Below are 20141 nucleotides of genomic sequence, written 5' to 3'. Positions count from 1 at the left end.
TCTGCTATGAAAATATGCTTTTTGGTGATGCTAATGATGAGGTGAAAAAAAGGGGAGATAATTCCTATGAACCATTGACATGACGCAAGGGTTTAAGATAAGATATCTTATTGAACGGATACTCTTATCCCGAGTTGGTGGAGGGACAGGCCCGATGAAGCCCAGCAACCGGTTTCTTATGAAAAAGGCATGAACATGCTGAGAAACCAAGGTGCTAACCTGATGCAAGGTACAAGAACACCTTGAGCGATAAGAGTGAAAGGCATGCGATCTCAGACCCTTTCCTCGTAATGAAGGAAATGGTTTTTTTATTTTTGGGATATCATATGAACAAATTGCCAATAACATCTCTAATATAAACATGTTGAAATATAAGAGGGAACGAGTTCCGTATCATATTGGAGGCCTCATCTTGGGATGATGTGGTCTTGTACAGGAGGAAATAGCCATTATGAGTCAAAATCGTCGTTTATTTACTTCAGAATCAGTGACCGAAGGACATCCAGATAAAATCTGTGATCAAATTTCAGACAGCATTTTGGATGAAATTTTAAAGAAAGATCCAAATGCACGTGTTGCCTGTGAAACTTCTGTAACAACCGGTCTCGTATTAGTAAGCGGTGAGATTACAACGTCTACTTATGTCGACATTCCAAAGACGGTGCGTGACACGATTAAGGAAATTGGCTACACACGTGCGAAATATGGTTTTGATGCGGAAACATGTGCGGTTCTTACATCAATTGATGAACAGTCTGCTGATATTGCGCAAGGTGTAGACAAAGCGCTTGAAGCACGTGAAGGAACAATGACTGAAGAAGAAATTGATGCGATCGGTGCAGGTGACCAAGGTCTGATGTTTGGTTTTGCAAATAACGAAACTGAAGAGCTTATGCCACTGCCGATCTCTCTAGCACATAAATTATCTCGCCGTTTAACAGAAGTACGCAAGAATGAAACACTTGCATACCTTCGTCCAGACGGAAAAACTCAAGTAACAGTTGAATATGATGAACAAAACAAGCCAGTTCGTATTGATACGGTGGTTATTTCTACACAGCATGCACCAGAAGTGACGCTTGAACAAATTCAAAGCGACTTAAAAGAGCATGTCATCCGCCCTGTCGTTCCAAGTGAACTGATCGATGAAGAAACAAAATACTTCATCAACCCAACAGGCCGCTTTGTTATCGGTGGACCTCAAGGGGATGCTGGTTTAACTGGACGTAAAATCATCGTTGACACTTATGGCGGGTATGCTCGTCACGGTGGCGGTGCTTTCTCTGGTAAGGATGCAACGAAGGTTGACCGTTCTGCAGCATATGCGGCTCGCTATGTAGCGAAAAACATCGTAGCAGCTGGTCTTGCAGATTCATGTGAAGTGCAGCTTGCTTATGCAATTGGTGTTGCACAGCCTGTCTCCATTTCAATTGATACATTTGGAACAGGAAAAGCCTCTGAAGAGAAATTAATTGAAGTGGTACGTGCAAACTTTGATCTTCGTCCAGCTGGCATTATTAAAATGCTTGACTTACGTCGTCCGATCTATAAACAAACCGCTGCATACGGACATTTTGGCCGTCATGACTTGGATCTTCCATGGGAAAAAACGGATAAAGCCGACACGCTTCGCAAGGAAGCATTAGGAGAATAACAACATACAAAACCGCTTATTTTAAGCGGTTTTCCTTTTGATTAAAAAAAATTCTACAAAAAGCGTAAAAATGTGAAACAAAATTGGACAAAATACGGTCTAATTATAGGTCTACTTTTAAGAAATAACATAACGTGGAGGCAATAATATGTGTGGGTTTGTTGGTGTATTTAATCACCGTCCATTGTCCGAAACTACTGAGCAGGAAGAGTTAATTAAGCAAATGAATCGTCTCATCGTTCATCGAGGTCCGGATGATGAGGGGTACTTTCATGATGAGCATGTAGGATTTGGATTTAGACGTTTAAGTATTATAGATGTTGAACACGGAAAGCAGCCGCTTTCTTATGAAGATGAAAAATATTGGATTATTTTCAACGGAGAAATTTATAACTATGTGGAGCTGAAAGAAGAGCTTGTGAAAAAAGGCTATACGTTCAGCACAGATTCTGATACGGAAGTCCTTCTTGCCACATATCGCCACTATAAAGAAGAAGCGGCATCGAAGCTTCGCGGGATGTTTGCATTTTTAATTTGGGATAAAGAAGCGCAGTTATTATATGGCGCAAGAGATCCTTTCGGCATTAAACCGCTCTATTTTACACAAATGGATGACCAAGTGTACTTTGCTTCTGAACGCAAAAGCTTAATGGCTGTGAATGAGAATATTTTATTTGATGAGGCTGCTTTGCAGCAGTACATGTCTTTTCAGTTCGTTCCTGAGCCAAATACACTTGATCAAAAAGTGCACAAAGTTGAGCCAGGTCATCAGTTTACACTGCGTCCAGGCCAAGACATTGCATTTAAGACTTACTGGAAAGTTCAATTCAAACCTGAGCAAACACAAGAGCAGAAATTAGTAGAAGAAGTACGTGATGCTATCTATGATTCTGTAAAAGTCCACATGAGAAGTGATGTGCCTGTTGGTTCATTCCTATCAGGCGGGATCGATTCTTCTTTCATCGTGTCGGTCGCAAAGGAATTTCACCCTGAACTGAAGACATTCTCTGTTGGTTTCCAGCAGGATGGATTCAGTGAGGTGGATGTAGCAAAAGAAACAGCTGATAAGCTGGGATTGCAAAACTTTAGTGCTGTGATTTCTCCTGAGGAATATATGAATGAGCTTCCAAAGATCGTCTGGCATTTAGATGATCCTTTGGCTGATCCAGCGGCGATTCCATTGTATTTCGTGGCAAAAGAAGCGAAAAAACAAGTCACAGTTGTTCTTTCAGGTGAGGGAGCAGACGAGCTGTTCGGTGGATATAATATTTACCGTGAGCCGCTGTCTCTAAAGCCTTTTGAATCTGTACCATCCATGCTGAAAAAGCTTCTTCTTCGTCTGGCTCGTTTAATGCCAGAAGGAATGAAAGGGAAGAGCTTTATCGTTCGAGGCTGTACGCCATTAGAGGAACGTTATATCGGCAATGCAAAAATCTTTGAAGAGCCAGTGAAGAAAAACCTCTTAAAGCAGTATGATCCGAACATCACGTATCGTGACGTGACGAAAACATACTTCGAGGAAAGTGCAGGCTACAGTGATATTAACAAAATGCAATATGTTGATATCCATACGTGGATGCGCGGGGATATCTTGCTGAAAGCAGATAAGATGACAATGGCGAATTCTCTTGAGCTTCGTGTTCCATTCCTTGATAAGGTCGTATTTGAAGCAGCCTCTAAAATTCCAGAAGAGCTGAAAACGAAAGACGGCACAACGAAATATTTATTGCGTAAAGCAGCAGAAGGCATTGTGCCGGACCATGTGTTAAACCGTAAAAAACTAGGTTTCCCTGTTCCAATTCGTCATTGGCTGAAAAATGAGATGAACGCTTGGGCGAAAGATATCATTAAAAGCAGTCAAACAGATGAATACATTAACAAGGCATATGTGCTTGATTTATTAAATGATCATTGTGCTGGAAAAGCAGATCATAGCCGTAAGATTTGGACTGTCCTGATCTTTATGATCTGGCATAGCATCTATGTAGAGCGCAGCATTGATCCAGAGCAGTTGAATCACCAGCCGAAAGAAGTTATTTTTAGCTAATGAAAAAGGTTTTCAGCTTTGTGCTGAAAACCTTTTTTGTCATGATAGAAAGTGGTGGAAAAGGGTAAAATAACAAGCGGTACACAGTTATTGCTTAATATCCTGAAAAAAACATGATAAAGTGAAGATACATGTATGATGTTAACGCGATAAAAGGGAACGATAGTATTGTCCTTTTTCTACATATTCTCTGCGGATACGATCCATGTCTTGGATATCTTCATCTGTTAACTGGCGAACGACTTTGGCTGGACGGCCAAAAGCGAGTGAACCTTTTGGGATGACTTTTCCTTGCGGGACAAGGCTACCTGCACCAATAAAGGCTCCTTCGCCAATTTCCGCACCATCGAGAATGATGGAACCCATGCCAATGAGGGCATTTTTTCGAATGATAGAGCTATGTAATGTGACTTGGTGTCCAATGGTAGCACCATCTTCAATAAGAAGTGTTTTTCCAGGACTTTGATGCAGACAGGATAAGTCTTGAATGTTGACGTTTTTTCCAATTCTGACAGGAGCTACATCGCCTCTAATGACCGTTTGGAACCAAACGCTTGAATATTCTCCTATTGTGACATCACCTGTAATGGTGGCGTTTTCTGCAACAAAGACCGATTCATGAATCTCAGGTGTAAACTGATGATATGGATAAATCACTTTTTCGACTTCCTTTCTTAATACAACATTTGTGAGGTGTTTACTTTGTGGACTTGGCATGCTGAAAGACCGGTTGGTACAATTGTCATTGTACATGGTGCTAGTGAATATCATGGCCGATATAAATGGCTGATCGAAATGTGGCGAAATGCAGGCTATCACGTCGTCATGGGTGACCTGCCTGGGCAAGGGACATCGACACGTGCGAGAGGCCACATTCGTTCTTTTCAAGAATACATTGATACAGTGGATGAATGGATTGAACATGCGAAGTCGTTCAGACTTCCGACATTTTTACTTGGACATAGTATGGGGGGACTGATTTCGATTGAATGGTTCAAGCAGTATACCCATACGAAGATTGATGGCCTTATTTTATCATCACCTTGTTTAGGTCTGCAATTTAAACCGAAGAAGCTGATGGATTTTGCGTCAAAAGGGCTAAATGTGCTGGCGCCGTCTTTTAAAGTCGAATCCGGGCTGTCGATCGAACTTGCCACACGGAATCAAGATGTGATTGAGGCGGATTCGAATGATTCTCTTTATGTGACGAAGGTGTCGGTTCGCTGGTATCGAGAACTGGTCAAAAATATCGATGCGGCGATGCAGCCTACGAATGTCTTTCGGTCGATTCCGCTCCTGCTCATGCAGGCAGGCGATGACAAGATTGTAGATAAAACAAGAGTGATGAAATGGTTCAATGGCATTGAATCAACCAATAAATCATACCGTGAATGGGAAGGGCTTTATCATGAAATTTTTAATGAGCCCGAGCGAGAAGATGTGTTTAAGGCGGCAAGAGCCTTTACTGATCAATATATTTGATTGTGAGCTTAAGTTGGGGGTGGATTGATTTGTCAGTACCAGAACGTCCTTTTGCACTGATGACGAAGGTGTATAAAGATATTTTTCCGCTAGTTCATCAGGAGCTAAAAAAGTGGCGGGCTCATGCAGAAATGATTGAAAATGAAGAACTGAGAACGCAGGCACTAGCGAGCATATCCAGTAAAACCTTTCACTGTGAAGGCGGGGGAATTTTATCTCTTCTTGCAGGTGAAGCGAAGGAAACGTGTATTGAATTCATTGTGGCGTACCAAACGATTAGCGATTACTTAGATAACTTGTGTGACCGCAGTACATCACTTGATCCAAAGGATTTTCATATGCTGCATCAAGCGATGAGAGATGCACTCGATATTCATGCGGAGCTTAAGCCGTACTATCAATTCCGTGATGATCAAGAGGATCATGGATATCTGCATGCGCTTGTTAGGACATGCCAAAATGTGTTATCACGTCTAGCGCATTATCCGATCATTCAGCCCTATTTACATACGCTGTGTGATTATTATAGTGATTTACAAGTACATAAGCATGTGGTTCCTCATGAGCGTGAACCTCGATTAGAGTCATGGTTCCGCCAGTATGAAAAGGATTTACCGAAGATGGAGTGGTATGAGTTTTCCGCATGTGCAGGATCAACGCTGGGCATTTTCTGTCTTGTGGCTTATGCACTGCAGCCTGATTTTACAGAGAAGCAGGCGAAGCAAATTTACGAAAGCTATTTCCCTTATATTCAAGGTCTGCACATCTTACTGGACTATTTAATCGACCAAGAAGAGGACAGGCTGGAAGGCGATTTGAATTTTTGCTCGTACTACAACTCTCATCATGAGATGATGGATAGACTACAGCATTTTATTGAAAAAGCGGATGAACAGCTGAAAGGCATTCCACACGAGAATTTTCACAAACTAATCAATAGAGGGTTACTTGCGGTCTATTTGTCTGATGAAAAAGTGACAGCCCAAAAAGAGATGAACAAGCTGGCAAAGCGGTTGATCAAATCAAGCGGGAAAACATCGTTCTTTTTCTATATCAATGGCAGAGCCTATCGCACCTATCAGAAAATGCCTTGGATGAAATCTTCATAAAGGATAAAGTAAGCTCATCAGCTTGTAGAAAACACAATGGTTTTCTACAAGCTTTTTTGTTTTGAACGGTTTTGCTTGGGCGATGTACACTTTTTAAGGCGAACCATGATCAGACGTATCCTCTTTTTTCATTACAATCCTCTTATTTGCTGCCGATAATATTCTTAGTGTACGAAAAATAGGAGAAAAGTATGGATCGAATGAATCGTATCTACTCCTTATGACGTATATTTGTTGAAAAACTTAAAAAAGGGGAAGGTCGAATATGTCATTTTTTAAAAAGTTTGCAGCAAGTGTAGGAATCGGTGCAGCAAAAGTGGATACAATTTTGGAGAAAGATGCGTATGAACCGGGAGAAGAAGTAAAGGGAACAGTCCATGTGAAGGGCGGAAAAGTGCCTCAAGATATTCGCTATATTGATTTAAAGTTGAAAACATGGTACACCATTGTAAAAGATGATGAAGAGCAACGAAAACACACAACCATCCATTCTGTCCGAGTGACTGAATCATTCACGATTCAGCCTGGGGAAGCTCAGCAGTTTACATTCTCGTTTCACCTTCCTCTTGATACACCAATGACTGTAGGTAAAGTAGAGGTGGCTGTTGTGACAGACCTTGATATTCAAGGTGGTATTGATAAATTTGATCATGACCGCATTTTTGTAAACGCACACCCTTGGGTGAATCGTGTGCTTGAAGCTGTTGGAAACTTAGGCTTTCACCTTCATGAAGCAGACTGCGAAGAAGCACCTTATTTTAGGCGCCGCCTTCCCTTTGTTCAAGAATTTGAGTTCATACCGACTTCCGACTATTATCGTCAAATGCTTGATGAGTTAGAGGTGATTTTCTTCATTGATGAAGAGGGGCTAGATATCATTTTTGAAGTCGACCGTAGAGCAAGAGGGCTGCGTGGCTGGCTGGAAGAAATGTATAATGACGGAGAACAGCTTGTACGTGTCCGCTTTACTCAATCAGAGCTTGCAGATGTAGAAGAGCTGGAAGTAGTACTTGAAGAAATCATTGACCAATACGCTTATTAAATAAAAAAACTCAAATCCATTAAGAGGATTTGAGTTTTTTTTCGATGGCTACCACGAAGGGCGGATCGTTTTGAATATTCATGTATTGATAAGAGATCACCTGTACTTCTTCGTGATGGAGTGTTTTGCAATAATCAAGAAGGATGTCCTTCTCTTTTTTTCCTTCGGGATGACCGTGGTAAATCACAAGAACGATCAGACCTCCAGGCTTAAGCCAATCAATGAGCTGTTTGATCGCTTCAATGGTTGTATGGGCCTGAGTTGTGACGGTTTTATCGCCTCCTGGTAAGTACCCAAGATTGAACACTGCACCAGATATGTGACCATAAGCTTCGGCTGGCAGATGCTCAGCAAGTTGTTCATGTCCGTCATGGATAAGGTGAACGTAAGGGTAGTGCTCACCAAGTCTTTTGCTTGTTTGCTCGATGGCTTCCTTCTGTACATCGAATGCGAAAACTTGTCCATCCTTCCCGACAAGGTCAGCTAAATAGCGTGTATCATGGCCATTTCCCATCGTTGCATCAATGACAATATCGCCTTTTTGACAAGCACGTTCTAACAGCTCTTTACTAAAAGGGAGCATCCGTTTTAAAATCATTTTGCCGCTTCTTCCAATCTGACGAAGCGTTTGCCTTGGTAGCTGTTACGTCTTTCAAGCTCAGCATTTATGGCATTGAGCACTTCCCATTTATTCACACTCCACATTGGGCCTACCATTAATTCAATGGGACCATCGCCTGTAATACGATGAATAATCATTTCTGGCGGCAGGATCTCCAGCTGGTCACAGACAAGCTGAACATATTCCTCTTGGCTGAGAAATTCTAGTTTGCCTTTCTCATATTGCTTCACCATCGGTGTTCCTTTTAACAGGTGAAGTAGATGAATTTTAATTCCTTGCACATCTAAATCAGCGACAGCTTTTGCTGTTTCCATCATCATATCTCGGTTTTCAAGAGGAAGACCGTTGATGATATGTGAACAGACTCGAATGCCATGTTTTCGCAGTTTTTCTACACCTTCTACGTAGCATTCATAATCATGAGCACGGTTGATGAGCATCGCTGTCCGCTCATGTACAGTTTGTAGACCAAGTTCAACCCATAGATACGTCCGTTCGTTTAACTCAGCTAAATATTCCACCACGTCATCTGGCAGACAATCAGGTCTTGTGGCAATCGATAAACCAACCACTCCATCCAGATTCATAACGGTTTCGTATTTTTCTTTTAAAACAGGCAGCGGCGCATGTGTGTTTGTGTAAGCTTGGAAATACGCCATGTATTTTCCATCTTTCCATTTTGTATGCATCCGGTCCTTGATTTCATTAAATTGAGTGATGAGATCATCCGCCCGGTTCCCTGCAAAATCACCAGATCCTGCTGCGCTGCAAAATGTGCAACCTCCATGTGCGACAGTACCATCACGGTTTGGACAATCAAAGCCGCCGTCTAATGCGACTTTAAATACTTTATGACCAAAGTGCTCACGCAAATGATAATTCCATGTGTGATAACGTTTTTCGCTGTTTGAATATAAAAAAGGGTTATGCTGATCCAAGTCAGTAACCTCCTTGCATAATAATAGGCATCCTTAAAGTTTAACAAAAATCACGAAAGAGGACAATTGAATCTGTCCAACATTTTCTTTAGTGAAAAAGCTTTACGTGGGCAAAATAGGCGAGAGCAATGATGAAATGGAGGGATGGCAAGATGGCAACAAGAAAATCAATCGATGAATTTGTCCAAAAAAGCACTGAGACTCTTGAGTTTGCAAGCGAACAGTTTGATTTGAGCTCTCGCCAAGAACATTATAACGAAGAAGAATTTTCAAAAGCGCAGCTCATGCTAGAGGACGCAGTGAATGAATTAGAAAAGTTAAAAGATGTCGCCAATGATCAGCAAAGAGAACGTTTAGACAGAACGCGTGTACAAATTCAAAGTCTTCAAAATCAAATGATTTTGGGTATTTCATACGAGAACGAATGATGAACAGATCCTTCTTTTAAGGGTCTGTTTTATTTTTTGGCTGTTTTCGCAAAGATTGTTGTTTTTGGATATATATTTGTAATAGGTTTTTATTCTGTTAAAGTATGTTATATATAGAAATTGCAAATATCTTCAAGGGGGTAGAAGAAATGTGGGAGACTCTTCCTAATTGGTTTTGGGCATTATATTACTTGTTTTTCTTAACAACATTAGGAACCGCAATATTCAGTGTCGTGAAAAATAAACATAGGGGATTGTCCATTCTAACCATTGTATTTACTGTTACAATTCCGATGATTAGCCTGATAAATAGCATTGGTAGAGTAGAAGGAATGAATGAATTTGAACACTTATTTAGTCAATTGCGACAGGGTGCAGTTTGGTCTATCTTTACAGTTATAGGCTATATATTTTTATTAGTATGGTGGGTGCTAATCCTGTTCAAAAGCAAGGCCAAAAACAAAGTAATAGTATCTAATTAAAACATTGTAGAGACCTCAATATTCGGGGTCTTTTATTATGCACTTTGACACGCTAAAACAAGCATTTGCTCTACTCGTTTTTCAAATGCTACATTCTTTTCCTTATCAAGCCATCGGAACCAGCAGAGATAGTTTTCCAAATATTGTGTTGCAACTCCTTAAAACGCTCCATCCACTTTTTCAGGCGATTATGAAAGTTATGAACGTGTTGAACACCCTAAACCAGAAGCAAACCTGGCTTCCGAAAGCTTTTAAGTAGCTTCGTCATTTTATCTGGTTCGTCTGCCTATTTTTTTCTAGAGTCCCTTGACTTTTCAATCAAGTGTCTATATTGTATTAAGTGTACTACATCAACTAATACACTATAGACACTTAAACGTGAAGAAAGGTGTTTAACCATGAAAAAAGAAAAAAAACCAATCAATTTAAAGTGGATGGTGCTGGCTGTTGCGTTAGCATGTACATTTTTTTTCGTTCTCGTTTTCATTGGTTTTGAAGTTCAAAAAGATTTTATTCCAAATTCGGTCCCTTTAATGCAAGGACATGATCAAGCGATAGGACTGCAAAAGCATGAATGAGAAAAGAGGGAGCCATCATGATTCAAATAGATCCAAGAAGCGCTGCACCAATATATGAACAAATCATTGAGCAGTTAAAAATTTTGTGCTTAAAAGGCGTGATGAAACCAGGTGACAAACTGCCTTCTGTGAGAGAGCTTGCCACCATTATTATTGCGAATCCAAACACCGTCAGCAAAGCGTATAAAGAGCTTGAACGGGAAGGAATTATTGAAACATTAAGAGGCCGTGGAACGTATGTGACAGAAGGTGCACAGTTAAAGCTGAATGAAGGGAAGGTGTTAGAGATGAAGGAGCAATTAAGGCAACTCATTATTGAAGCTCATTATGCCGGTATTGATATTCATCAACTCAAAGAGTGGCTGGAGGAGATCGGCTCAAGTCTAAAAGGAGGAAAACAAGTTGATTGAGGTCAGAAATGTATCAAAGAAATTAAATGGACGCGAAGTACTCAGCAACGTTTCCTTCAAGATAGGCGAAGGAGAGATCTTTGGTCTGCTTGGCCGGAATGGCTCTGGTAAAACAACACTTCTTCGCTTGATTCAGCAAATCCTTCTTCCGGATGAAGGAGAGATTTATTTTAAAGATGTACTCGTAAAAGACCACCCGTTAGTGAAACAAAATATTGTGTATATGCCAGTCGTAAATCCCTACTTTGACCGGTACAATTATGGACAGCTTGTGAAGCTGTTAAAACAACTGTATCCAAAGTTTGACGTGACATATGCCAATGAGCTTGTGAACCGGTATGAGATTCCGGAAAAAGTGAAATACCGTGAATTGTCGACAGGTTTAAAGAAACAGCTGTCTCTCATTTTAAGTTTTGCCATCAAACCAGCAGTCATTTTGTTAGATGAGCCGACAGACGGGATTGATGCAGTCACAAGAAATGACGTTCTTCAGCTGATGATTGACGAGGTGGCAGAACGACAAACAACGATTTTAATTACATCTCACCGTTTAGAGGATATTGAGCGTATGTGTAACCGAATCGGGTTTTTGGAAGGAAATCAGCTCACAAGTGTTATGGATTTAGACGAATTAAAGAATGACTACGTTAAAATCCAGATGGCATTTGAAGAGGATATGAACTTAAGTATTAGAAAAAAAGGCGTTGCCATCTTAGATCAAGCGGGTGTGTTCTATACAGCACTTGTACTCAAAACAGATGAAGAAGCAAAAGAGTATTTGAAATCGCTTGAACCAAAAGTCTGGCATGAACTGCCTGTAAATTTAGAAGAAGTATTCATTGCGAAGTTTGGAGGGAAACGCAGATGGTAAAGCGGCAATTGTTATATAAGGAATGGAAGCAGTCTGAGCTGACATTCATTTTAGTGATGCTTGTTGCGATCTTTGCGACGCCATTATCCTTTTTAATGGGATACTCATCCTTTCAAACTTGTTTAAACGATCCGACTTGTACACCACTCGATAATTACTTTTATTATGATTTCGGTTCTGATATGTTTATCACCTTTTCATGGACGATGAGTTTAATTTTTGCAATTACCCAGTTGGGTTTTGAAAGAAATAAAGGGCAAATTGATTTTACTTTATCTTTGCCGTTTAGCAGAACGACCATTTATCACACAAAGTTTTTCCTAGGTGCCGGAATTATCACGCTTGTTCATGTATTGTCATATGTCTTTACTTATATACTCATTTTATGCATTCAACCACAATATACGATTGCGTTTAACAGTGGTTATTTGATTGCACTTGTGTCCACCTTAATGTTTTATAGTTTGTGTCTTGCAGCAGGTGCTTTAACAGGAAGCGCAATTAGTCAAGCCATTGTTACATTCAGTACATCAATTTTACCTTATTTATTAATTTGGCTACCGATGTTTCATTTAGACTATTTATTAAAAACGGATAGAAGTTGGGTTGATATCAGTTATGACTACTTTATTATGCCCATAGCTCCAATTACTTATATAACAGACCGTTTTCAATTTCGAAATTTAGTTGAAAATCCAATTTGGTTTACAGGTGTAGAATTCATTGTGCCAATTGTGATGCTAATCGTATTTTATCTCATTGGTTTGTTCAGTTTTATTAAACATCCAGTTGAACGAAATGGACGATTCTTTGTTTACCCCAAAATGGATAGGCCCATTCAGATATTGGTCATTGCCTTCGGTGTTCTAGGATTTGGCTGGGTTGGATTTTCTTCAGACAACTCCATTTTTGGTTATATCGCCGGCATGTTCATCGGTGGAGCTGTAGGTGCACTGACGAGTTATTTCTTAATCTATCGAAAAAGATAAACAGAGAGCAGGGGAGTAGAGATGATTCAAATTCAATCGTTAGATCATGTGTTTAAAATTGGGAAAAAGGGCAGGGAGAACGAAATTCCTGTGCTCAAAGACATTGACTTGTCTATTAATAGAGGCGATATTGCATGTATCGTCGGACGAAGCGGTTCGGGGAAATCGACTTTACTGAATCTAATATCGGGATATATTACGCCAACAAGCGGACAAATTGTCGTTGATGGCACCAATGTGACCGGCTTTAATGAGAAAGAATGGGCAGACTTTCGGTTAGATCATTTTGGCTTTATCTTTCAAAGCTTTCAATTGATCGGGAGTTTAACAACATATGAGAACGTTGAACTTCCGCTCACTTTAAAAGGTGTGAAGCCGTCTGAGCGAAAAGTGAAAGTAAAGGAAATGCTGAAACGAGTTGGTCTGGAACATCACGCAGGACATTATCCTAATGAACTATCAGGTGGACAGCAGCAGCGTGTGAGTATTGCAAGAGCCTTGATCCTTAATCCGTCTATTATTTTAGCAGATGAACCAACAGGCAGTCTGGATTCAGAAACTGAAGGCGAAATTCTAGCCTTTATCCAGCAGCTTAATCGTGAAAAAGGAATTACATTTGTCATCATTACACATGACGATGAAGTCGCTTCCATCGCAGACACAACGTTCCAGCTTCATGATGGTGTATTAAAGAAAGGGGATCAGTCCATTGAAATTTAGAGATCAGGTCAAATTCATTAGAAGAAATATGAAGAAAAATAGATTGCGTGTGTTTATGACCATACTTGCAACGACAATGGCATGCTCTTTCTTAATCGTTCTAGCGTCAGTTGGTTTTGGTCTGCAAAAATCGGCTCAAGATGAAATCATGAAACAACAAATTATCACAGAAATTAAAGTGTTAGGCAAAGAAAAAGGTGACGTCAAGCTTGACGATTTAAAGAAATATGACCATGCGAAATCTGTCGTTGCAAGAACGTCAATCATTCCATCGGTTCACGTCGAGCTCGATAATCGCTCAAGTGATACGCAGGCTGTACTGACAGATATGAAAGAAGAAAAAGAGGCAGGCCTTGAACTAGACCGTGGAAAAGTCCCAACATCGGCGAATGAAATTGTAATTGGGTATCATATGGCAGAACAACTTTGGACGGAAAAAGAACGAAAAGACTATGAAAAAGAAATGAATCAGACATCAAATGGTGAAGATACACCGGAAGAGCCAAAAGGCTATACGAAGGAAATTTTAAATAAAGTCATTCAAATCAAGGTGCCAAAACTGAATGAAGAAAATGAAGTGGTGAAAGAAAAGACGTTCGATTTCCGTGTCGTTGGTGTATTGAAGAAACCGAATTTGGAGTGGCAGCAGGATCATAAGATTCTTATTCCGAATGCTTATGAAAAAGAATTTAGTCAAGTGCTCGATCTATCTCCTGATGCAGGAAATGTCGAAAAAATGACGTCTGTCTATGCTGATAAGTTCGACAATGTCGGTGCGCTCACAGATAAGCTGACAGATGACGGCTATCAAGTCATCTCTGTGACGAATCAGCTTGAAGGAATGGATATGTTCTTTACAGTCTTTAAAATTGGACTCATCTTTGTTGGATGTATTGCGGTGATTATTTCGGCGATCGGCATTTTCAATACGATGACAATGGCCGTAACAGAGCGGACACAAGAGATTGGGATCATGAAAGCCATCGGTGCGAATCCTTCCATTATTAAGCGAATGTTCCTCATGGAAAGTGCGTATATTGGGGTGATTGGATCGATCATCGGGATCATCATCTCGTACATCGTTAGTTTTGCAGTGAATTTAATCATTCCAGCGATTTTGTCTTCCATGTCTGAAGGGGGATCCAGTGATCAATTCTCGATCACCTTCTCCTATATTCCGCTAAGCCTTGTGGTCACAGCAACAGTGATTAGTGCAGGAGTCGCCATTATTTCTGGACTCAACCCAGCACGTAAGGCGACAAAAACGAATGTATTAACAGCATTAAGAAGAGAAATTTAAAGAAGAACCTCCTGTACCTATAGTGGGCTGACAGGAGGTTTTTTTATCGTCAAAAGATGTCTATTGCTTTGGTGCCCGGTACCCTGCACGCTCAGCTTCTTCTACGGAGCAGAACATTTTGGTCACGTTTTTTGTCCGTGAGTAGTATCTGCTGCTCGGTGTGTGATAGATGCCGTTGACACTTCCTTTAATATTACAGGCGGCGGATTCTTTTTTTGTTTCTTTTTGTGACTCATGACCGCCAGTATTGGCCCCATCATCTTTAGGAGCAGATCGCTGGGCCGATGACGTGGTGTCTTTGTTAACTTTTTGGTTTTCTTTTTTGAGTGTTTCGTTTGTAGAGGTTAGCTTGTCTATTTTCTCTTCAAGCTCATGGATGGTTTTTTCTTGCTGTTTGACTGTTTTCTTTTCGGAGGTGATGTTTTCTAATTTCTTGGATAGCTTTTCTTTTTCTTTGGTCACGTCTTCTAGAGAGGCCGTCAGCGTTTCTTTGTCTTCCTTTAGACGAGAAATGTCAGATGCTAATTGTTTTTGCTCTTTCAGCAGCTGTTCAGAAGATGGATCTGCTTGTGCTTTCGGAGCACCTGTGCTGGCAAACGGTAATGACATGATAGAAAAAACAAGACCAATGGTCAAAAAAGGATAGAAGAGTTTTTTTGAAAAAATTGGTTGATTTTGGTGTTTAAGTAATAAGAAATTGACGGCATATCCTATGGCGAAACAAATACATAAAAGACCTATGATGAGTAACATCATCGTCTAGCAGCCCCCCCTAAATCGCTATTTACACCTATCATACCTCATTTTTCCATTTTGGGGAGCGGTTCAATTAAAAAAACCCTGTTTAAACAGGGTTTTCAGCGTGTAGACAAACCCTCGCATTCGGTGTCAGTCCTGTGTGCCGGTGCTCACGAATGTGAAATTCGCTCCGGTACTCGTCCTTCCTAGACTGCAAAGGTTTTCTATCACACTGAAAAGAAGACAAAGGGCTAAAATAAAATTCATTTTAGCCCTTTGTCAACAATCTGAAACCCTATTTATACAGGGTTTTCAGCTAATGGCAATCCTTTGATTGCTTCTTTTACCGTTAAATAAGTGATCGTACTCTGGAAGTCTGTATCTAAGTCTTTCATTTTCATCGCAAGCTGTGGTTTGATCCCAGTGATGATGAGTTCAGTTCCAGTTAAGTTCAGCAGGTGATGCAGTTTGAAAATTCGCGTTGCAACGGAATCATCGACATCTATTAAACCAGAAAGATCGACAATTAAATAATCATCCTTTGAATCTTCTAATATACAAGTTAACTTCGCGACGATGGCATCAAAGCGTTCTTCTGATAATTTTCCGATGAGTGGAAGAGCGGAAACACCATTTTTGATTGGGACAATTGGCGTCGACAGAGAGGTGACTTCCTGTAAGGAATCTTCTAGGAGTTGTTCATATTCTTTCTGTTTTGTAATATCCTTTTGAAAGCCAATAAAAAATGTTTTGTCATCTTGTTCAATGTATAGAGGATCTATATTGAGTTCATTCCAAAAAAAAGTACCGTCTTTTTTATAATTTTTGAGCTGTGTGGTAATAGGTGTTTTGTTTTGAATTCCGTGACGTATTAAGTCAAGTTGCTCTTGATTTGTGTCTTTTCCTTGGAGGAATCGACAATTACGTCCAAGAATCTCATCTGGTTTGTATCCAGTCATTTGTGTAAAGCCATGATTCACATAAACGATAGGGTTATCCTCTAAAGAAGGGTCTGTAATGACAACACCAATCCGCGCATGATCCAGCGCTTTTTTTATGAGTTCAAGCTGTTTTTGCAAGCCGAAGATGTTCGAGCTGACCATATTACCCTCCTTTGCTGCTACTATCAGACATTTAAGATGGTTTTTTTAAAACCAAATGAATTCTTTTTAAACGTAACATAACATATGTTCTGTTTCAATGATTGCAATCGTTTTGTTAAATTTGTCATCATAGTTTGTCCTCCATTAGAATAGAGTAAGTAAGGAGACTTTTCATTAGAAAAAGAAGGAATCATTTGGGAATAATTCATAAAATGACAAAAATAGTTAATATGGATTAGGTGAAAATGATTCCAATGCATCAAGATTGTTTTTGGGTCATTCACATATAATGGAAGAAACAAGCTTTTTTTCTTCGTTAGAGAGAATAGACCTTTTACATGGATTATGACGGAACAGCAGAATGGCATTACAGGGGGCTGGACAGCCTGAAGTCGCTTTACTATTCTAAGGGCTTTAGGAAGGTGATGAAAATGCTGCAACAAGTCATTATTGCTTGCGCCATTGGAGGGGTCATGGGCATTCTCGGTCACGTAAAGAAAAAAGGCAGGCTAGAGAAGCCCAGAATGACAAAGAAGTTTATTTATCTAGGGTTTATTGAAGATTGGCTCGTTGGGATGATTGCTGCTACACTGCTTGTCTTATCCTCAAATCCCGAATCTAGTCTGCACTTGATCATCTTATCCATTATTTCAGGTTACGGAGGAGAAGCAGTTCTGCGAAGCTTCGATTTTGTGAGAGAAGAACGTTCACAGGATGCAGGCTCCAACCGTCATAACCGATCTCCACACGAATAATATCCTCACTTTACCCTAGTCTAGGGTACATTCCCATTGTATACAAACCTGCTTGCACTTATGATCATAATTCTATAAAATACTACTTAGATGACGGTTACGATAAGAACAGTGAAGAGGAGTAGTAGGAAAGCAGTATTTGTCTTTAGAGAATTGACGGCTGGTGAAAGTCAATCAAATCTGCTTCTGAACTCGCCTCAGAGTTGCAGTTGCGTTAAAGCTTCTGTCGCATGTCTGCGTTAAAGATATTAAGTGAGCGTATGAACAGTTCATGACGCTAACAAGGGTGGTACCGCGGGAACCAAAAAATCTCTCGTCCCTTTCCAGGGATGAGGGTTTTTTGTTGATTTTAGAAAAATCTGAATTCTTGCAGTGGTCATCTGAGCAGATAAAGCCGTACATATTAAAGGAGGTTTTCACATTGAGTTTTCAGCATCGGGAAATTGAAAAGAAGTGGCAGGATTATTGGCTGACACATAAAACATTCGCCACATCTGACTCGGAAGATAAACCAAAGTTTTATGCGCTAGATATGTTTCCTTATCCATCAGGAGCAGGGCTTCATGTAGGGCATCCTGAAGGATACACAGCAACGGATATTTTATCACGTATGAAACGTATGCAAGGATACGATGTTCTTCATCCAATGGGATGGGACGCATTTGGTCTTCCAGCGGAACAATATGCGCTGGATACAGGAAATGATCCAGCTGCATTTACAGAAGAGAACATTAATAATTTCCGCCGTCAAATTCAATCATTAGGCTTCTCGTATGATTGGGATCGAGAAATTAACACGACAGATCCGAATTATTATAAATGGACACAGTGGATTTTCTTGAAATTGTACGAAAAAGGATTGGCGTATATTGATGAAGTACCTGTAAACTGGTGCCCAGCACTCGGTACAGTCCTTGCAAATGAAGAAGTCATTGATGGGAAAAGTGAACGCGGAGGACATCCTGTTGAAAGACGTCCAATGAAGCAATGGATGCTAAAAATTACAGCATATGCGGACAGGCTGTTAGAAGATTTAGAAGACATTGATTGGCCTGAAAGCATCAAAGATATGCAGCGCAACTGGATTGGACGTTCTGAAGGTGCACATGTTCACTTCGAAGTAGAAGGACATGACGAACAGTTTACGGTATTTACAACACGTCCTGATACACTATTTGGTGCAACATATGCCGTTCTTGCACCAGAGCATGCACTAGTTGAAAAAATTACAACAGCTGCTCAAAAAGAAGCAGTTGAAGCATATATCAAAGAAATTCAATCTAAGAGTGACTTAGAGCGGACAGATCTTGCTAAAACGAAAACGGGCATTTTCACAGGTGCTTATGCCATCAATCCATTGAATGGGGAAAAGATGCCGATTTGGATTGCAGATTATGTGTTAGCCACATATGGCACTGGAGCGATCATGGCAGTTCCTGCTCATGATGAGCGTGATTATGAATTCGCCAAAACATTCGATCTTCCAATCAAAGAGGTTGTTGAAGGCGGAGACATTGACAAAGAAGCCTACACAGGTGATGGAAAGCACATCAACTCTGATTTCTTAAACGGCTTAGGGAAAGAAGAAGCAATTGAAAAAGCGATTGCATGGCTAGAAGAACATCAAAAAGGTGAAAAGAAAGTCACTTATCGTTTAAGAGACTGGCTATTCAGCCGTCAGCGTTACTGGGGAGAGCCAATTCCAATTATTCATTGGGAGGACGGAACATCTTCAGCTGTTTCAGAGGAAGAGCTTCCACTGATTTTGCCTAAGACGACGGAGATTAAACCTAGTGGCACAGGTGAATCACCATTAGCCAATATTAAAGACTGGGTTGAGGTTGTAGATCCTGTAACAGGCAAGAAAGGCCGCCGTGAAACGAATACAATGCCGCAATGGGCAGGCAGCTGCTGGTATTTCTTGCGTTATATTGATCCACATAACTCAGAAGAGCTTGCATCTCCTGAGAAGCTAAAGAAATGGCTTCCAGTTGATGTGTATATCGGCGGAGCAGAACATGCTGTACTGCATCTTCTATATGCGCGCTTCTGGCATAAGTTCTTGTATGATATCGGTGTTGTCCCAACAAAAGAACCTTTCATGAAATTGTTCAACCAAGGAATGATCCTTGGAGAAAACAATGAAAAGATGAGTAAATCCAAAGGGAACGTTGTCAACCCAGATGATATTGTAGAATCTCATGGTGCAGATACATTAAGACTGTATGAAATGTTCATGGGGCCTTTAGATGCGTCAATTGCTTGGTCTGAAACAGGTCTTGATGGTGCTCGTCGTTTCCTAGATCGTGTATGGCGCCTGTTTACAAATGAAGATGGCTCCATCAGTGATAAAGTGACAGAGCAATCTGGCGGGCCATTAGAGCGCAGCTACCATGAAACCGTCATGAAGGTAACGGATCATTATGAAGGCTTACGTTTCAATACTGGGATTTCACAATTAATGGTGTTCATCAACGATGCATACAAGGCTGACACACTGCCGAAAGAATATGCAGAAGGCTTTGTGAAACTTCTTTCTCCAATTGCACCGCATGTAGCGGAAGAGCTTTGGAACAAACTTGGTCATGAAGGGTCTATTTCTTATGAAGCATGGCCGCAATATGATGAGTCAAAACTTGTCGATGATGAAGTGGAAATTGTCGTACAGCTAAATGGAAAAGTGAAAGCAAAATTAACGGTTCCTGCTGATGCAACAAAAGAGCAACTAGAAGAGCTTGCGAAAAATGATGCACGGATAAAAGAACAGCTTGAAGGGAAAACAATCCGTAAAGTGATTGCGGTTCCTGGAAAACTTGTCAATATTGTCGCGAACTAATGAACGCACCCATCGGTTGATACCGGTGGGTGTTGTT

Annotated in this window: 20 protein-coding genes, 1 pseudogene, 1 riboswitch and 1 other annotated feature; of the genes and pseudogenes, 15 read left to right on the top strand and 6 right to left on the bottom strand. The window is 40.5% G+C overall.

From position 1 onward, the window contains the following. Positions 1-121: 121 nt before the first annotated feature. Positions 122-256, top strand: a riboswitch (SAM riboswitch). A gap of 195 nt (positions 257-451) precedes the next feature. Together metK and asnB are read left to right on the top strand one after the other, a co-directional pair. Beyond that, entirely contained in the window at positions 452-1654 is a 1203-nt protein-coding gene (gene metK / locus LCD32_RS13380) for a methionine adenosyltransferase (RefSeq protein WP_008342973.1), read from the top strand. 148 nt (positions 1655-1802) lie between these two features. Continuing rightward, on the top strand, positions 1803-3701 hold the full coding sequence (gene asnB / locus LCD32_RS13375; RefSeq protein WP_019743682.1) for an asparagine synthase (glutamine-hydrolyzing): 1899 nt from the start codon (positions 1803-1805) through the stop codon (positions 3699-3701). A 141-nt stretch (positions 3702-3842) separates the two neighbouring features. On the opposite strand, the gene LCD32_RS13370 is transcribed toward asnB, so the two are convergent. Then, positions 3843-4358: a gamma carbonic anhydrase family protein gene (locus LCD32_RS13370; RefSeq protein ID WP_008342977.1), complete on the bottom strand. Its 516-nt coding sequence runs from the start codon at positions 4356-4358 to the stop codon at positions 3843-3845. A gap of 45 nt (positions 4359-4403) precedes the next feature. On the opposite strand from LCD32_RS13370, the gene LCD32_RS13365 reads away from it, so the two are divergent. The 3 genes from LCD32_RS13365 (at position 4404) to LCD32_RS13355 (ending at position 7334) form a co-directional block, all read left to right on the top strand. After that, complete coding sequence (locus tag LCD32_RS13365) at positions 4404-5183, top strand: alpha/beta hydrolase (protein WP_019743683.1); 780 nt, start codon at positions 4404-4406, stop codon at positions 5181-5183. A 29-nt stretch (positions 5184-5212) separates the two neighbouring features. Next, on the top strand, positions 5213-6292 hold the full coding sequence (locus LCD32_RS13360; RefSeq protein ID WP_019743684.1) for a tetraprenyl-beta-curcumene synthase family protein: 1080 nt from the start codon (positions 5213-5215) through the stop codon (positions 6290-6292). Between the two features lie 265 nt (positions 6293-6557). Further along, positions 6558-7334, top strand: coding sequence for a sporulation protein (locus tag LCD32_RS13355; protein WP_035702113.1), 777 nt, complete (start codon positions 6558-6560; stop codon positions 7332-7334). Between the two features lie 19 nt (positions 7335-7353). Here the strand turns inward: LCD32_RS13355 and LCD32_RS13350 are convergent, their stop codons facing one another. Together LCD32_RS13350 and LCD32_RS13345 are read right to left on the bottom strand one after the other, a co-directional pair. Then, positions 7354-7932 carry a tRNA (mnm(5)s(2)U34)-methyltransferase gene (locus LCD32_RS13350; RefSeq protein WP_019743686.1) on the bottom strand — a complete coding sequence of 193 codons (579 nt, stop codon included), beginning with the start codon at positions 7930-7932 and terminating at the stop codon, positions 7354-7356. Beyond that, entirely contained in the window at positions 7929-8894 is a 966-nt protein-coding gene (locus LCD32_RS13345; RefSeq protein ID WP_017358356.1) for a TIGR01212 family radical SAM protein, read from the bottom strand. Before LCD32_RS13345 ends, LCD32_RS13350 begins: the two co-directional genes overlap by 4 nt. Positions 8895-9046: 152 nt before the next feature. On the opposite strand from LCD32_RS13345, the gene LCD32_RS13340 reads away from it, so the two are divergent. Then, a complete protein-coding gene (locus tag LCD32_RS13340) occupies positions 9047-9322 on the top strand; it encodes a YtzC family protein (protein WP_019743687.1) in 276 nt (91 codons plus the stop codon). A 149-nt stretch (positions 9323-9471) separates the two neighbouring features. Next, positions 9472-9804 (top strand): hypothetical protein, encoded by a 333-nt coding sequence (locus LCD32_RS13335; protein WP_019743688.1) that lies wholly within the window; start codon positions 9472-9474, stop codon positions 9802-9804. A gap of 35 nt (positions 9805-9839) precedes the next feature. Here the strand turns inward: LCD32_RS13335 and LCD32_RS13330 are convergent. Beyond that, positions 9840-10000: pseudogene (locus tag LCD32_RS13330) on the bottom strand (IS1595 family transposase); the annotation flags it as partial. 202 nt (positions 10001-10202) lie between these two features. Between LCD32_RS13330 and LCD32_RS13325 the strand changes: the two are divergent. From LCD32_RS13325 to LCD32_RS13300, 6 genes are read left to right on the top strand one after another with little or no spacing between them, the layout of a single operon-like run. Beyond that, entirely contained in the window at positions 10203-10382 is a 180-nt protein-coding gene (locus LCD32_RS13325; protein ID WP_008342991.1) for a hypothetical protein, read from the top strand. Positions 10383-10399: 17 nt separating this feature from the next. Then, complete coding sequence (locus tag LCD32_RS13320; RefSeq protein WP_019743690.1) at positions 10400-10792, top strand: GntR family transcriptional regulator; 393 nt, start codon at positions 10400-10402, stop codon at positions 10790-10792. Beyond that, positions 10785-11663 carry an ATP-binding cassette domain-containing protein gene (locus tag LCD32_RS13315; RefSeq protein WP_007501894.1) on the top strand — a complete coding sequence of 293 codons (879 nt, stop codon included), beginning with the start codon at positions 10785-10787 and terminating at the stop codon, positions 11661-11663. Before LCD32_RS13320 ends, LCD32_RS13315 begins: the two co-directional genes overlap by 8 nt. Beyond that, positions 11657-12652 carry an ABC-2 transporter permease gene (locus LCD32_RS13310; protein WP_019743692.1) on the top strand — a complete coding sequence of 332 codons (996 nt, stop codon included), beginning with the start codon at positions 11657-11659 and terminating at the stop codon, positions 12650-12652. Before LCD32_RS13315 ends, LCD32_RS13310 begins: the two co-directional genes overlap by 7 nt. A gap of 21 nt (positions 12653-12673) precedes the next feature. Next, the gene (locus tag LCD32_RS13305; protein WP_060781313.1) at positions 12674-13372 is read left to right on the top strand and encodes an ABC transporter ATP-binding protein; all 699 of its coding nucleotides are present in this window, start codon (positions 12674-12676) and stop codon (positions 13370-13372) included. Next, positions 13362-14672, top strand: coding sequence for an ABC transporter permease (locus LCD32_RS13300; RefSeq protein ID WP_060781312.1), 1311 nt, complete (start codon positions 13362-13364; stop codon positions 14670-14672). The genes LCD32_RS13305 and LCD32_RS13300 overlap by 11 nt, the downstream gene beginning before the upstream one ends. 60 nt (positions 14673-14732) lie before the next feature. Here LCD32_RS13300 and LCD32_RS13295 read toward each other — a convergent pair whose 3' ends face one another. Both LCD32_RS13295 and LCD32_RS13290 read right to left on the bottom strand, forming a co-directional pair. Continuing rightward, positions 14733-15428 carry a hypothetical protein gene (locus LCD32_RS13295; RefSeq protein WP_060781311.1) on the bottom strand — a complete coding sequence of 232 codons (696 nt, stop codon included), beginning with the start codon at positions 15426-15428 and terminating at the stop codon, positions 14733-14735. A gap of 281 nt (positions 15429-15709) precedes the next feature. Continuing rightward, on the bottom strand, positions 15710-16513 hold the full coding sequence (locus tag LCD32_RS13290; protein ID WP_019743696.1) for a PAS domain-containing protein: 804 nt from the start codon (positions 16511-16513) through the stop codon (positions 15710-15712). A gap of 425 nt (positions 16514-16938) precedes the next feature. Between LCD32_RS13290 and LCD32_RS13285 the strand changes: the two genes are divergently transcribed. Continuing rightward, the gene (locus LCD32_RS13285; RefSeq protein WP_008343006.1) at positions 16939-17268 is read left to right on the top strand and encodes a DUF4257 domain-containing protein; all 330 of its coding nucleotides are present in this window, start codon (positions 16939-16941) and stop codon (positions 17266-17268) included. A 102-nt stretch (positions 17269-17370) separates the two neighbouring features. Beyond that, positions 17371-17592: a binding site (T-box leader), on the top strand. A 97-nt stretch (positions 17593-17689) separates the two neighbouring features. Further along, positions 17690-20104, top strand: coding sequence for a leucine--tRNA ligase (gene leuS, locus LCD32_RS13280; RefSeq protein ID WP_019743697.1), 2415 nt, complete (start codon positions 17690-17692; stop codon positions 20102-20104). Positions 20105-20141 lie beyond the last annotated feature (37 nt).

Source organism: Bacillus sp. RSS_NA_20 (genome assembly GCF_020165915.1).
GTDB lineage: Bacteria > Bacillota > Bacilli > Bacillales > Bacillaceae > Bacillus > Bacillus altitudinis.
Note: the sequence above shows the minus strand (reverse complement) of the source record. Positions and strands in the feature narration are given on the sequence as shown.